Genomic DNA, 14,366 nt, shown 5'->3' on the forward strand with positions numbered 1-14,366 from the left:
GCTCGGCGCAAAACCGTTTCGGCATAAAATCCATCATTAACCTTCTCGCATCCATTTTCCTGATTGAATTACTCTGTTAGATTTGTTGCCCAATACATTAGGATTCGATCAGCAATTAATCAACCAAACTAACTACCTAAATAACTTAAATCTTCGCTATGAAAGTGATCCACGTTCGCTTCCGAACGGGCAGGCAGCTTTGTTGTCCGCCCGGAGGGCAACCATTATTCAAATTTGTTTCATTCGTACTGACTATGCTCCTGCTGACCATGTTCCTGCTGGCGATGCCCGGGCAGGCGATGGCGCAGGAGAAAAATGCGGTTACGGTAACAGGCAGCGTGAAAGATTCTGTGGGCAACCCCCTGCCCGGGGTCTCCGTTATCGTGACGGGCCATACCGGAAAAGGGACCTCCTCCAATGCCGACGGCAGGTTCATTATCGACGTGCCGCCCAACGTCACGATGCAATTCGTGCTCATGGGCTATGAATCCGTCTCCGTTCCCCTGGCCGGCCGGCAAACCATCCAGGTAGTGCTGAAGGAAAAGATAAGCCAGCTAACGGATGTCGTGATCACTGCCTATGGTAAAAAACAGCAGAAGGAGGCCATCGTGGGAGCGGTTACGACCGTCAATCCCAAAGACCTCAAAATCCCGTCCAGCAACCTCACCACCGCACTGGCAGGACAGGTGGCCGGGATGATCGCCTATCAGCGCAGCGGCCAGCCTGGGCAAGACAATGCTTCGTTCTTCGTGCGCGGCGTCACCACTTTCGGATATAAACAAGACCCGCTTATCCTCATCGATAACGTGGAATTGACGGCTACCGACCTCGCCCGGCTCCAGGTAGACGATATCGCCAGCTTCTCGATCCTTAAAGACGCCAGCGCCACGTCGCTGTACGGCGCCCGCGGCGCTAATGGTGTGATCCTCGTCACCACGAAGGAAGGCAAGGCCGGTAAGGCGAAAATCAATTTCAGGTTCGAGAATTCCATGTCGCAGGCCACCCGGAACCTCCAATTCGCCGACCCCGTGCAATACATGGAACTGTATAACGAAGCCATCCAGACGCGCGATTCCCTCGGTGTTCCGCGCTTCGACCAGAACAAGATCAACCATACCCGGAACGGCGATAACAAATTCGTATATCCGGCGGTAGACTGGATGAGCGAGCTTTTCAAAAAACGGACGAACAACCAGCGCGCCAACCTCAGCGTAGGCGGCGGCGGGGAGATCGCCCGGTATTATGTGGCGGGCTCGTACAGTCGCGACAATGGCATCCTGAAAGTGAGCCCGGTCAACAATTTCAATAACAACGTGCGGCTGAACAACTACCAGCTGCGGTCCAACATCAACATCAACCTCACCAAAACCACGGAATTGGTGGTGCGCCTGTCCGGCAACTTCGATGAATATACCGGGCCGATAACGGGAGATGCCTCGTTCAGCACCGATCTTTATTCGCAGGTGATGCATACCAGCCCGGTGGATTTCCCCGCGTTTTTCACGCCCGATTCCTCTACCTATTTCGAAAAGCATATCCTGTTCGGCAACAAGGCGCGGGAAAACGGCTCCCTGGGTGTGAACCCCTATGCTCAGCTCATGCGCGGGTACAAGAACTTCTCGCAGTCGCGCATGTCTGCCCAGCTGGAAATGACGCAGAACCTCTCGTTCATCACGAAAGGCCTCAATTTCCGCGGGATGCTGACTACGAACCGTTTTTCGTTTTTCGACGTCGCCCGGCAATACAAGCCCTTTTACTACCAGGTCAGCGATTACGACAAGCAGTCGGATAAATACCGGCTGATGTGGCTGAACAACAAACCCAACGAGGCTACGGAGTACCTGGATTACTCGCCGGGCAGCCGTAGCATTTCTACGTTCGTGTACCTGCAGGGGATGCTGGACTATAACCGCACCTTCGGCGATCATACCATCAGCAGCACGCTGATCGGTACGCGCCAGCAAACGCTCACCACCGACGGTTCTACGCTGCAATCGTCACTGCCGTTCCGCAATCTCGGCCTGGCGGGGCGAGGCACGTATTCCTACCTGAGCAGGTATTTCCTGGAATTCAACTTCGGGTATAACGGCAGCGAGCGTTTTTCGTCGAACAACCGGTTCGGGTTTTTCCCGACGATCGGCGCTTCGTGGGTGATGTCCAATGAAAAAATGTGGGAGCCGCTGCGCGATGTGGTGACCCGCGCCAAAGTGCGCGCCAGTTACGGCCTGGTGGGGAACGATGCCATCAGCGGCCAGCGATTCTTCTATATGTCTGAAGTAGACATGAACGCCGGCTACGGTTCCATATTCGGGAAGAACAACGGATACAGCCGCAACGGGGTGGCGATCCGGAACTACGAAAACCGCGACGTAACCTGGGAAACCTCCCGGCAAACGAACCTCGGCCTGGAACTGAGCCTCTTCGGCAAGGTGAATTTCATCGGCGAGGTGTATCACCAGTTGCGGACAAATATCCTGCAACCGCGCGCCTCCATTCCCAATACATCCGGCCTGGAAGCGGGCGTCAGCGCCAATATCGGCGAAGCGGAATCCCGCGGGATGGACCTTTCGCTCGACTATAAGCAGGATTTCGGCAAACAGTGCTGGGTGGCCGTCCGCGGCAACCTTACCTACGCTACGAACAAGTACAGGGTGTACGAGGAGCCCCAGTTCAGGGAACCCTGGCGTTCCCGCGTGGGGCAATCTATCGGGCAAACGTATGGTTTTATCGCGGAGCGGTTGTTTGTGGACGACGCCGAAGTGGCCAATTCGCCCAAACAGAATTTCAACGGGTTCGTTCCCCGCGGTGGCGACATCAAATATAAAGACGTCAACGGCGACGGTGAGATCACCGAGCGCGATATGGTGCCCATCGGCCTGCCTACTACGCCCGAGCTGGTGTATGGCGCCGGATTTTCAGTTGGCTATAAAAGCTTCGACCTTTCCGCGTTTTTCCAGGGCCTGGGCCGCGAGTCGTTCTTCATAGATGTTTCGGATTACGACCGCCGGGGCGGGGAATATTACAACAGCACCATGCCTTTCATCGACAATGGACAGGTGCTCAAGGCGTATGCGGACCATCACTGGTCGGAACAAAACCAGAACATTTACGCCATGATGCCAAGGTTGTCTGCCGCCATGAACTTCAACTCTGCGCCATGGCCGCGGGAAGGAGAAACCATCGCCAATACCTGGTTCATGCGCAACGGGGCTTTCCTCCGGCTCAAAAGCGTGGAAGTGGGCTATACCATCCCGAAGCACATCCTCAAACGCTACCATATCGAAAACCTGCGGGTATATTTCAACGGGCTCAACCTGCATACCTGGAGCAGCTTCAAGCTGTGGGACCCCGAAATGGGCGGCAGGGGCCTGGCTTACCCATTGCAGAAGGTATTCAACTTCGGCGTAAACGTAAACCTGTAGCCATTCAAAACGCAAAATCATGAAGAAAGATATACAAATGTGGATCGTGGCGGCTTTGCTGCTGGTCAGCTTTCCCTCCTGTAAAAAGTACCTGGATGTGATGCCGGATAACGTGGCTACCATCGACTATGCGTTCCGCAACCGGAACGAGGCGGAAAATTACCTGTTTACCTGCTACGCCACCATGCAGCGGAACCTGTTCTACACCTGGAACGATCCTGCGTTCACCATGGGCGGAGAGATCCTTCACCCCATCCTCCAGGAGGGCGGCGGCAACGATTTCGGTTTCCGCGCGCTGAGGTCGGGGAAGAACGTGATGTCTGTGGAATTCGATTTTTTCAGCGGCTCGAACGGGGGCGTAAAGCTGTTCCAGGCCATCCGCCGCTGCAACATTTTCCTCGATAACGTGGATAAGCCGATCGATCTGACGCCGACTGAAAAAGCACGCTGGATCGCTGAGGTTAAATTCCTCAAGGCATATTACAATTACTGGCTGGTGCGGCAATATGGCCCCATTCCCCTCATCCGGAAAAACCTGCCGTTGAACGCTTCGGTAGAAGAGGTGCGGGTGAAAAGGGAACATGTGGATACCGTTTTCAATTACATCGTGCAGTTGCTCGACGAAGCCGCGCCCGGATTGCCCCCGGTGATCACGATGACGGCCAGCGAATCGGGCCGCGTCACCAAATCGGCGGCACTCAGCCTGAAAGCGGAGGCATTGGCCTGGCAGGCAAGCCCCCTGTTCAACGGAAACCCCGACTATGCCTCGTTCCGCACGAAAGAAGGACAGACATTGTTCCCCGAAAGCTTCGACCCCGGAAAATGGACGCGCGCGGCGGCCGCCTGCAAGGAAGCCGTGGAAGCGGCGCATGACGCCGGCATTAAATTGTATGCATTCGTACCGCCGGCCAACCTGTCCAATGTCAGCGATTCTACGATGAAGCTCCTCGCATTCCAGGGAGCGGTTTCGCACCTGTTCAACGACGAAGTGATCTGGGGCGCCAATCCCGTGCACGCCGATTTCCAGTATTACTGCGTTCCCAAAATGACCCCGGAATCGCAGGCGAACGATATCATCTTCGGCAGCCTTTGCGCCCCGCTGGCCATCGCGGAATTGTTTTATACCGAAAACGGCGTTCCCATCAACGAAGACAGGACCTGGGATTACGCCAACCGCAACACGCCCCGGGCCAGCGACAATGCACATAAATACTATATCCACAACGGCTACCAGACCGCCGGCCTCAACCTGCACCGCGAAATGCGCTTTTACGCCAGCCTCGGCTTCGACGGCAGCAACTGGTTCGGCAACGGTACGCTCGACGATGAGAACCAGCAATACATCCAGGGAAAAATGAAGCAGGTCAGCGGCGCGGCGATGGCGATCAAAACCAACGCCACCGGGTATTGGATCAAGAAGCTCGTGTCTTACCAGAGCGAATTCCAACGGCAAAGCCTCCCCGTTCCCTTCGCCGTGCCCCGCATCCGGCTGGCTGCGATGTACCTGCTCTACGCAGAAACCCTTAACGAAGCGGGCAACCAGGCCGAAGCTTTGATCTGGATCAATAAGGTAAGGGAAAGGGCCGGACTGAAAACCGTACAGGAATCCTGGAGCACCTATTCCAACCAGCCGGGCAAGTTCAACACCAAAGACGGCCTGCGCCAGATCATCCACCAGGAAAGGCGCATCGAGCTCGCGTTCGAAAGCCAGGTGGGTTGGGACATGCGGCGGTGGAAGGAAATGAAGGATTACCTCAGCAACCCCATCCAGGGATGGAGCGTGTATGAAGAATCCGTTGCAGGATATTACCGCCGGCGCACCATCTTCATGCCGGTGTACAGCACCAAAGAATACCTCTGGCCCATCAGCGACAATGATCTCACCGTGAACCCGAATCTCGTGCAAACGCCGTTGTGGTAAACCAGCCCTTCCATCAATTAAAAATCAAGCAAGATGAAAATTTCACAAACCAGCATATTCACACTGCTCGGCATCATGGGGCTGGCAACCTTATGGGGCGGCTGCTTTAAAGACGATATCTACAACGAGCCCACGGAAAGGGATGGCGTTAAACCCGGCCCCGTCTCCAACGTCCAGGTAAAAAACGTCAACGGCGGCGCCACCATTACTTACAAACTGCCGAATTCGGCTAACCTGCTGTACGTACGGGCCAAATATAAAGCCAACGACGTTGATGCGCGCCAGACGCAGGTTTCCTATTATTCCAACAGTATCGAAGTGAGCGGGTTCGCGGAAAAGAAAGAATATGAAGTGACGCTGACCGCCGTTTCGCGCGGAGAAGTGGAGTCAGACCCGGTCATCGTGAAAGTACACCCGGAAACGCCCATCCACCGCCTCGTGCTGCCCACCGTTCAAATCAAACCCGACTTCGGCGGCATCTTCATCCATGCCGAAAATCCCGTTCGGGAAAAGATCGGCATTATCGTGATCACGGCCGACAAGAACGGTGAATTCAAACCCATCGAAAGCCAATACCTCAGCACGGCGGAAATTGGGTTCAGCGTCCGCGGATATGAAAGCAAGCCCCGGAAATTCGGCGTGTACGTCGTAGACCGCTGGGGCAACAGCTCCGATACCCTGTTCGCAGAAGTTACGCCGCTTTTCGAAACATTGCTCGATAAGAACAAATTCACGGAACATCCCTTGCCGGGCGACGAGCCCATGGATTACGGCTGGGCCCTGCCTTACCTGTGGGACGATAAAACGGAAGAAGCCAACGGCAACGGTTTCCATACCACTACCGTAGGCGCGCTGCCCAAGCACATTACATTCGACATGGGTGCGAGCTACAACCTCAGCCGCTACAAAATGTGGCATCGGGTGAACGACTGGATGGCCTTCTCGCACGGCAACCCGAAACGCTGGAAGATCTGGGGGACGGACACCAAACCCGCTACCAATGGCAGCTTCGACGGCTGGACGCTCATCGGTGAATACGAAACGCCGCCCAAACCCTCCGGCAGGCCGCCTTACGACAATACACCGGAAGACGTTGCCCGCGCAAGGCAGGGTTTCGAGTTCAACATCCCGTCGAACACGCCGAAAGTTAGGTACATCCGCATCCAGGTCGAGGAAACCCTCTCCGGCGCCAACTTCTGGCACCTGATGGAAATCACTTTCTGGGGTCAATAATCAAACAAACCGCATCAACACATGAAAACATTCAATCCATATACCCTGCTGGCCGCCGGATGCGCGATGCTCCTGGCTTTGGGCGCCTGCGACAGGGAACCGACAGACTACCGGGAATTCCTGGGCGGAAAAGAAAGCGTCTATCCCGGCAAACCGAACAATCTCAAGGCCAGTCCTGGCCGCAACCGCGTGGAGTTTTCCTGGAATCCCAGTGCAGACCCCAGCGTGAAACGTTACCGCATCACCTGGAACAATGGCCGGAATACTGCCATGGTAGACGCTTCCACGCACGATCCCGCAGAATTCATAAAAGTGATCGTGCCGGCTGTGAACGAAGACAGGTATGAATTTGCGCTGTACGCCCTCGATGCCGCGGGCAACATATCCGTGCCCAGCCCGATTTCTGTCCGCACTTACGGCGCGCGGTACGAAAGCGGCCTGAACAACCGGGGCGTTATTTCCAAATGGTTCGAAAGCGAAACGCTCGTGATCCAATGGGCAACGGCCGATACGGTGCACACCGGTTCCCGGATCGCTTACACGGATGTGAACGGACAGAAAAAAACGTATGACGTGTTGCCCGGCGCGTGGGAAACGCGCGTGCCGGATTGTAAAGCGGGCGAAGCTATCAGCGTTTTATCGGGTTACAAACCGGTAGCGCTGGCCATCGATACGTTTTATGCATTGAAGCCGGATACGTTAAAATTTTAGAATGCCCTGCTGTTTGTAAGTTGGCCCTCGGGAATAGACGCCCGGGGGCTTTTTTATGGAGATGGGCGGAATAAAAAACGGCCTCCGCAATGGAGGCCGTTCGTATCGCAAGCGATCGGATTACTTGGAGAGTTTGGCTTTCAGGCCTTTGTCCAGCTCTTCGAGGAATTCCTCGGTGTAGAGATAGTGTTTGCCGTGTTCCACTTTGTTGCCGTGGATGCAGACAGCGAGGTCTTTGGTCATTTTGCCGCTTTCTACGGTTTCGATGCACACGGCTTCGAGGGCGTGGCAGAAATCGATCAGGGCCTGGTTGCCGTCCAGTTTGCCACGGAACTCCAGGCCGCGGGTCCATGCGAAGATGGAAGCGATGGGGTTGGTGGAAGTGGGTTTGCCGGCCTGGTGATCGCGGTAGTGGCGGGTTACGGTGCCGTGGGCGGCTTCCGCTTCCATCGTTTTGCCGTCGGGCGTAACGAGGGTAGAGGTCATGAGGCCGAGGGAACCGAAGCCCTGGGCCACGGTGTCTGACTGCACGTCGCCGTCGTAGTTCTTACAAGCCCATACGAAGTTGCCGTTCCATTTCAGGGCGGATGCCACCATGTCATCGATCAGGCGGTGCTCGTAGGTAAGGCCGTTTTTGTCGAACTCGGCTTTGAATTCTTTCTGGTATACGTCTTCGAAGATATCCTTGAAACGGCCGTCGTATTTTTTCAGGATGGTGTTCTTGGTGCTGAGGTACAGGGGCCATTTCTTCATGAGGGCCTGGTTGAAGCAGGCGCGCGCGAAGCCGTAGATGGATTCGTCGGTATTGTACATCGCCAGGGCAACGCCGTCGCCTTTGAAGTTGTACACTTCGAATTCCTGTACTTCCCCGTTCTCGCCTTCGAACTTCACGGTCAGTTTGCCTTTGCCTTTGGTCACGAAGTCGGTAGCGCGGTACTGGTCGCCGAATGCGTGGCGGCCGATGCAGATGGGAGCGGTCCAGTTGGGCACGAGGCGCGGAACGTTGCTCATCACGATCGGTTCGCGGAACACGGTGCCGTCGAGGATGTTACGGATAGTGCCGTTGGGGGATTTCCACATCTGCTTCAGTCCGAATTCCGTTACACGTTGCTCGTCGGGCGTAATAGTGGCGCATTTGATGCCCACGTTATATTGTTTGATAGCGTTGGCGGCGTCAATAGTCACCTGGTCGTTGGTAGCATCGCGGTGCTCCATGCCGAGGTCGTAATATTTAATGTCCAGCTCCAGATACGGTGTGATCAGTTTGTCTTTGATGAACTTCCAGATGATCCGCGTCATTTCGTCGCCATCCAGTTCAACCACAGGGTTTGCAACTTTGATTTTTTGTGACATCGATGTAATGTTTTGTGTTCTTCTTATAAAATCTTTATGAGACACGAAATCCCGCTACGGATTACGTTTTTCTATCAAATGATATTATTTGAATGTCGAAAGATAGTATTATCCTTCAAAAAAACGTAATCGTGGCGGGAAAATCGCTGTTAAGGCTATCTTAAAGCTGCTTGATGATCTCGTCTGCGAACTCGCTGGTCTTCACGAGCGTGGCGTCGTCCATCAGTTTGTAGAAGTCGATGGTAACGCGTTTGCGCATGATGGCGGTGCTGAGGCCGTGGGTGATGATATCTGCGGCTTCCTTCCATCCCAGGTATTCCAGCATCATAACGCCGGAGAGGATCACGGAGGAAGGGTTCATGGTATCTGTGTCGGCGAAGCGGGGCGCGGTGCCGTGGGTGGCTTCGAACACGGCGTGGCCGGTAGCGTAGTTGATGTTGCCGCCGGGCGCGATGCCGATACCGCCTACTGCTGCTGCCAGCGCGTCGGAGATATAGTCGCCGTTGAGGTTGAGCGTGGCGATCACGGAGTAGTCCTGCGGTGCGAGGAGGATCTGCTGGAGGAAGTTGTCGGCGATCACATCGTTCACGATGATCTTGTTATGCGCCCTGGCCACCGCGATTTCCTTGTTGGCCGCATCTTCGCCCTGTTCCTTCTTCGTTTTTTCCCATTGCTCCCAGGTGTACACGTATTCGCCGAATTCGCGGGCCGCCAGTTCGTAGCCCCAGTTCTTGAAGCCACCTTCGGTGAACTTCATGATGTTGCCTTTATGAACGATGGAAACGGTGGGTTTTTTATGTTCGATGGCATACCTGATGGCTGCACGTACCAGTCTTTCCGTACCTTCCTTGGACACCGGTTTGATACCCAGTGAAGACGTTTCCGGGAAGCGGATCTTGTTCACGCCCAGCTCTTCGGTGAGGAATTTGAGGAGCTTGTTGGCGCCTTCGGTGCCATACATGTATTCGATGCCGGCGTAGATGTCTTCCGTATTTTCCCGGAAAATTACCATATCCACCTTTTCGGGGTGCTTCACGGGGCTGGGCACCTTGTTGAACCAACGCACGGGGCGCACGCAGGCGTAAAGGTCCAGCTCCTGGCGCATGGCCACGTTCAGGGAACGGATACCGCCGCCCACGGGGGTCGTCAGCGGGCCCTTGATAGATACCAGGTATTCCTTCAGTGCGTCCAAAGTCGTTTTGGGCAGCCATTCGCCCGTTGCCTGGAAGGCTTTTTCGCCCGCCAGCACTTCTTTCCACTCGATTTTCCGTTCACCGCCGTAAGCTTTCTCCACGGCCGCGTCGAACACCCTTACGCTCGCACGCCAGATATCCGGCCCGATGCCGTCTCCGATAATAAATGGAATAATAGGATGGGCAGGAACCTTGATCTGCCCGTTGATCATCTGAATTTTTTCTGCCGGCATATTGCTTGTTCTTTATTGCACCGCAAAGGTAACACATTTACAACGGTCCCCACCCCCCGATTTGTGAGAATTAACTTAAATTCGGGATAGAATTGTCTGACCCGTAAATCCGGACCCCATGGAGCAACATATTGTCACAATATTGGATATAAGCCCCGTTACGCACGACGTCAAACGCTTCAAAATCCGTAAACCCAAGGGGTACACGTTCATACCCGGGCAGGCGACGGACGTGGCCGTCAACAAACCCGGCTGGAACGACCAGTTGCGGCCTTTCACCTTCACGGCGCTCAACGACTGGGACCATCTCGAGTTTACCATCAAGATCTACGACGACCACGACGGCGTTACCCACCAGTTGGGGCAGCTTCGGGCGGGCGATGAACTGGTCATCCACGAGCCCTGGGGCGCCATCCAGTACCAGGGAGAAGGCGTGTTCATCGCCGGAGGCGCCGGTGTGACCCCGTTTATCGCCATTTTCCGGCAGTTGCGGGAAGATGGGAGAATTGGAGGTAACAAGTTGATATTCAGTAATAAAACGCAGGGAGACATTATTCTTGAGCCCGAATTCCGCGCCATGCTGGGCCCCAATTTCATCAATACCCTTACCGACGAGGCCCGGCCGGGGTACGATCATCATTATATTGACGAAGTTTACCTGCGCGATAAGGTCAAGAACTTCAAACAGCATTTCTATATCTGCGGCCCGGATCCCATGGTGGCCGCTTTGCAGCCCATCATCCGAAAATTGGGCGGCGAATCCGTCATCGTCGAGCTTTGACCGGTTTCACCGACGATTTCCCCCTTTTTACCGGTAAATCCACCCTCGCCCGCCTGATAGCGGTTGCCCGGCGTATATACGCTCCGTATGTTTGCATCATCAATCAAACAATCCTAACCTACAAAACGCAAACACTACAATTTATGAGCAGGTATAATCGTCAACATGATAGCGGCAGCAACGGAGGACTCTGGGCCGGTCTCATCATCCTCTGTATCGGTATCTTCATCCTGTTGAGAAGAATGGGCGTTTTCTTCCCCGACTGGCTGTTTTCCTGGCCGATGATCCTTATCGCCATTGGTTTCGTGATGGGGGTGAAAGGGAAATTCCAGGGAGTGGCCTGGTTCATCGTCACCTTTATCGGATGCGTATTCCTGGTGGGCGACATTGTACCGTACAACTGGAACCTGCGGCAGTTCCTCTGGCCCGCGATCCTAATCGTTATCGGTATATATATCATAGGCCGGGCAACGAGTAAAAGGCAACAGTACGAACAGATCTTTACGGCAGACGAAAGCGCCAGCCAGGACGATTTCCTGCAGGCCACCACGGTTTTCAGCGGCACCAATAAAGTTGTGCTCTCCAAAAATTTCCTGGGTGGCAACGTGACCACCATGTTCGGCGGCACGGAACTGAACTTTTCACAGGCAGACATTAATGGAGAAGTGATCCTGGAGATTACGAACCTCTTCGCCGGTACGGAGATCATCGTGCCCTCGAACTGGAACGTGAAAGTAGACATCAACACGGTATTCGGCGGGATCGAAGACAAACGCCTCGTTCCTCCGGCCATCCCGACCAACAAGACGCTTATTCTCAAGGGGTCCTGCACTTTCGGCGGGGTAGACCTGAAAAGCTATTGATCCTTTCCCTTCCGCCATTCTTTCATCCACCTGTACGTTTCCCCCATTCCATCCATCCTTTATATCACCGAAAACCTTTAAAACATGTATTGGTACGTAGCCAAGATCGTTTACCAGATCATTTGCGGAACAGGCGACCACCTCCCGCAATTCGACGAGCAGTTGCGCCTCATCAGCGCAACCAGCAAGGCAGAAGCCTGGAAAAAGGCGGTGCAGATCGGGGAGCAGGAACAGTATGCTTTCCGGAACCAGCGCGAAGAACTGGTGGAATGGCGATACATCAACGTTCCCGAACTGCATACGCTCGACGAGCTGAAAGACGGTATGGAGATCTATTCCCGCGTGGAAGAGCCCGATAACGCCAACAGCTATGTGGCCCTCCTGCAGATGAAAGCGGCGCAGCTGCAAACGCAGAAGATGTTCGAACTGAATGTTTAATCCGGAAAACGACTCCCTTGGCAACACATCTGTTGAAAGAAAAGCCCTTCCGTTGGACGTTCCTCATCGCCTGCTGCGTGTTCTCGGCCGTGCATGGTTTCATCCTGCATTACTGGCTCGGGGTAGACGGGCCGAACGCCTGGATGGACGCCAATATCCACAACATTCTCCTGTTCATCGCGGTGGCCGCCATCACCCAGATGCAGGCTTATTACAGACCGGTGAGGATGCGCTATGTGTACGTAGCCGTCCTCACCACCGTCATCAGCGCACTCTGGCTTTTGCTCACCCTGGTGATCCTCCGGGCGGTATTCCCGAAAGACGCGGTGTACCTGCAATGGCTGTCAGACACCGCGCCCGTGCGCTTCGCGCTGGGATGGCTCATGCTCATGGGCACGGGGTTCCTCAGTTTCATCATGTACGAAATGGAAGACCAGCGGCAGGCCCTGGCACGGAAAGACGCGGCGGAGAAGATGGCCCGCGAAGCCGAGCTCTACAAGCTCCGCCAGCAGTTGCAGCCGCACTTCCTGTTCAACAGCCTCAATTCCATCAACGCCCTCGTTTCCATCCGCCCGGAAGAAGCGCGGCAGATGATCCAGCAGCTGAGCGATTTTTTGCGCGGTACGCTTAAACGCGAAGATCAAAGCTGGATCCCCCTGCGCGAGGAACTCCAGTACCTCCAATTATACCTCGACATCGAGAAAGTGCGCTTCCGCCACCGGCTCACGACCGAACTGGTGACAGACCCCGGGGCAGGGGAGTTCAGCATCCCGCCCATGCTCCTGCAGCCCGCCGTGGAAAACGCCATCAAATTCGGATTGTACGACACCACCGATGCTATCAGCATCCGCATCCACGCCTGGACGGAGCGCGATGTGCTCTTCGTGTCCGTCACCAACCCGTTCGATACAGATATGCCCGCCACCTCGCGCAAAGGCACCGGCTTCGGCCTCAATTCCATCAGCCGCAGGCTATACCTGCTCTTTGCCCGGCAAGACCTGCTGGAAACCAAGACGGAAGGCAATATCTTTACCACACTCATTAAAGTACCTCAGCAGCATGATAAAGACCATTTTGATAGATGACGAGCCCCTCGCCCGCGAACTGGTCAGGGAATACCTGCGCGATTTTCCGCAGGTGGAAGTAGTGGCCGAATGCAACGACGGCTTTGAAGGGCTCAAGGCCATCCAGCAACATCAGCCCGACCTCCTTTTCCTCGACATACAAATGCCCAAGATCAACGGCTTCGAAATGCTGGAACTGGTAGACAAGCTGCCGCAGGTTATCTTCACCACCGCCTTCGAAGAATACGCCCTCCGCGCTTTCGAGGTGAGCGCGGTGGATTATCTGCTGAAACCGTTTTCCAAAGACCGCTTCGCCAAAGCCTTGCAGAAAATGCTGGAACGGAGCAGCGGCATCAATCCCGACCTGCTCGACAATGCCGCCCGCGAAATGCCCATGCAGCAAAACCGCGTGGTGGTGAAGATCAACGGGAAGATCAAGATCATCCCCGTCCTGGATATTCATTATCTCGAAGGGGCAGACGATTATGTGAAGATCATCACGGCGGAAGGGGCTTTCCTCAAGAATAAAACCATGACCTTTTTCGAAAAAATGCTCGATCCGCAGCAATTCATCCGCGTGCACCGTTCGTATATCCTGAACGTTACGCAGATCACGCGCATCGATCCCTATGAAAAGGAAAGCTATCTCGCCATTTTGCGGGACGGCAGTAAAGTGATGGTTAGCAAAACAGGTTATCCGAAACTAAAGGAAGTATTGGGTTTATAGCGTTTCAACTTTTCATATTCGAATTGCCGAGAGACTGGAACAGCCGTTCCAGTTTTTCTTTTTTCAGGATCTTCTGGCCGGTTTTCCCTTTGGCGACAAGCCTCCCGTTGCAATGCGCTTCGAAGCCGCAGATGATTTCGTTTCCTGCGATGCTTTCCGCGACGGCAGTGAATTCCACGGTGGAACCTTCTGTGGCGGGACTGATATGTTCAACGGAAATCATGGTGCCGATGCCTTCTTCTTCGGGGGATTTGACGTCGAGCACGAAGAGGCGGCAACACCATTCCGCATCGCGCGCGAGGGCGAACGTGGCGTAAACGGGGTGAACGGAGCCGCTGTCGAACGCGGCGCAATCTTCCGGGCGGACATGGCGGCTGAAACGGCGTTCATCGCCGGGCTGAATGGGGATGGCCATTCCTGAAAGTAC

General features: G+C 54.8%; 12 protein-coding genes. 9 read left to right on the forward strand and 3 right to left on the reverse strand.

What is annotated here, in order from left to right:
• Positions 1 to 254 precede the first annotated feature (254 nt).
• Genes EJ361_RS10095 through EJ361_RS10110 form a run of 4 tightly spaced genes read left to right on the forward strand, consistent with a single transcriptional unit; the run spans position 255 to position 7,287 of the window.
• The gene (locus EJ361_RS10095; protein ID WP_240646593.1) at positions 255 to 3,422 is read left to right on the forward strand and encodes a SusC/RagA family TonB-linked outer membrane protein; all 3,168 of its coding nucleotides are present in this window, start codon (positions 255 to 257) and stop codon (positions 3,420 to 3,422) included.
• Between the two features lie 19 nt (positions 3,423 to 3,441).
• Entirely contained in the window at positions 3,442 to 5,343 is a 1,902-nt protein-coding gene (locus EJ361_RS10100; protein WP_126245453.1) for a RagB/SusD family nutrient uptake outer membrane protein, read from the forward strand.
• A gap of 33 nt (positions 5,344 to 5,376) precedes the next feature.
• Positions 5,377 to 6,576 carry a DUF5000 domain-containing lipoprotein gene (locus EJ361_RS10105; protein WP_126245455.1) on the forward strand — a complete coding sequence of 400 codons (1,200 nt, stop codon included), beginning with the start codon at positions 5,377 to 5,379 and terminating at the stop codon, positions 6,574 to 6,576.
• 21 nt (positions 6,577 to 6,597) lie between these two features.
• Positions 6,598 to 7,287: a DUF4998 domain-containing protein gene (locus EJ361_RS10110; protein WP_126245457.1), complete on the forward strand. Its 690-nt coding sequence runs from the start codon at positions 6,598 to 6,600 to the stop codon at positions 7,285 to 7,287.
• Positions 7,288 to 7,407: 120 nt separating this feature from the next.
• On the opposite strand, the gene EJ361_RS10115 is transcribed toward EJ361_RS10110, so the two are convergent.
• A complete protein-coding gene (locus tag EJ361_RS10115) occupies positions 7,408 to 8,640 on the reverse strand; it encodes an NADP-dependent isocitrate dehydrogenase (protein WP_126245459.1) in 1,233 nt (410 codons plus the stop codon).
• Positions 8,641 to 8,800: 160 nt separating this feature from the next.
• The gene (gene icd / locus EJ361_RS10120) at positions 8,801 to 10,066 is read right to left on the reverse strand and encodes an NADP-dependent isocitrate dehydrogenase (RefSeq protein ID WP_126245461.1); all 1,266 of its coding nucleotides are present in this window, start codon (positions 10,064 to 10,066) and stop codon (positions 8,801 to 8,803) included.
• Positions 10,067 to 10,184: 118 nt separating this feature from the next.
• On the opposite strand from icd, the gene EJ361_RS10125 reads away from it, so the two are divergent.
• From EJ361_RS10125 to EJ361_RS10145, 5 genes are all read left to right on the forward strand, one after another.
• On the forward strand, positions 10,185 to 10,847 hold the full coding sequence (locus EJ361_RS10125; RefSeq protein ID WP_126245463.1) for an FAD-binding oxidoreductase: 663 nt from the start codon (positions 10,185 to 10,187) through the stop codon (positions 10,845 to 10,847).
• A gap of 143 nt (positions 10,848 to 10,990) precedes the next feature.
• Positions 10,991 to 11,710, forward strand: coding sequence for a LiaF transmembrane domain-containing protein (locus EJ361_RS10130; RefSeq protein ID WP_126245465.1), 720 nt, complete (start codon positions 10,991 to 10,993; stop codon positions 11,708 to 11,710).
• 84 nt (positions 11,711 to 11,794) lie between these two features.
• Positions 11,795 to 12,148: a DUF4288 domain-containing protein gene (locus tag EJ361_RS10135; RefSeq protein ID WP_126245467.1), complete on the forward strand. Its 354-nt coding sequence runs from the start codon at positions 11,795 to 11,797 to the stop codon at positions 12,146 to 12,148.
• Positions 12,149 to 12,165: 17 nt separating this feature from the next.
• Complete coding sequence (locus EJ361_RS10140) at positions 12,166 to 13,233, forward strand: sensor histidine kinase (protein ID WP_205686978.1); 1,068 nt, start codon at positions 12,166 to 12,168, stop codon at positions 13,231 to 13,233.
• Positions 13,208 to 13,939, forward strand: coding sequence for a LytR/AlgR family response regulator transcription factor (locus tag EJ361_RS10145; RefSeq protein WP_126245469.1), 732 nt, complete (start codon positions 13,208 to 13,210; stop codon positions 13,937 to 13,939). Before EJ361_RS10140 ends, EJ361_RS10145 begins: the two co-directional genes overlap by 26 nt.
• A gap of 4 nt (positions 13,940 to 13,943) precedes the next feature.
• Here the strand turns inward: EJ361_RS10145 and EJ361_RS10150 are convergent, their stop codons facing one another.
• Positions 13,944 to 14,354, reverse strand: coding sequence for a thioesterase family protein (locus EJ361_RS10150; protein WP_126245471.1), 411 nt, complete (start codon positions 14,352 to 14,354; stop codon positions 13,944 to 13,946).
• Positions 14,355 to 14,366: the final 12 nt, after the last annotated feature.

This window comes from Chitinophaga rhizosphaerae (genome assembly GCF_003958645.1).
Taxonomy (GTDB): domain Bacteria; phylum Bacteroidota; class Bacteroidia; order Chitinophagales; family Chitinophagaceae; genus Chitinophaga; species Chitinophaga rhizosphaerae.

What these genes read in the sequence shown, in the direction of transcription:
- icd (WP_126245461.1), bottom strand. Translation starts at nt 10,066, where the DNA reads ATGCCGGCAGAAAAAATTCAGATGATCAACGGGCAGATCAAGGTTCCT.
- EJ361_RS10115 (WP_126245459.1), bottom strand. Translation starts at nt 8,640, where the DNA reads ATGTCACAAAAAATCAAAGTTGCAAACCCTGTGGTTGAACTGGATGGC.
- EJ361_RS10145 (WP_126245469.1), top strand. Translation starts at nt 13,208, where the DNA reads ATGATAAAGACCATTTTGATAGATGACGAGCCCCTCGCCCGCGAACTG.
- EJ361_RS10130 (WP_126245465.1), top strand. Translation starts at nt 10,991, where the DNA reads ATGAGCAGGTATAATCGTCAACATGATAGCGGCAGCAACGGAGGACTC.
- EJ361_RS10125 (WP_126245463.1), top strand. Translation starts at nt 10,185, where the DNA reads ATGGAGCAACATATTGTCACAATATTGGATATAAGCCCCGTTACGCAC.
- EJ361_RS10105 (WP_126245455.1), top strand. Translation starts at nt 5,377, where the DNA reads ATGAAAATTTCACAAACCAGCATATTCACACTGCTCGGCATCATGGGG.
- EJ361_RS10100 (WP_126245453.1), top strand. Translation starts at nt 3,442, where the DNA reads ATGAAGAAAGATATACAAATGTGGATCGTGGCGGCTTTGCTGCTGGTC.
- EJ361_RS10110 (WP_126245457.1), top strand. Translation starts at nt 6,598, where the DNA reads ATGAAAACATTCAATCCATATACCCTGCTGGCCGCCGGATGCGCGATG.
- EJ361_RS10135 (WP_126245467.1), top strand. Translation starts at nt 11,795, where the DNA reads ATGTATTGGTACGTAGCCAAGATCGTTTACCAGATCATTTGCGGAACA.
- EJ361_RS10095 (WP_240646593.1), top strand. Translation starts at nt 255, where the DNA reads ATGCTCCTGCTGACCATGTTCCTGCTGGCGATGCCCGGGCAGGCGATG.
- EJ361_RS10150 (WP_126245471.1), bottom strand. Translation starts at nt 14,354, where the DNA reads ATGGCCATCCCCATTCAGCCCGGCGATGAACGCCGTTTCAGCCGCCAT.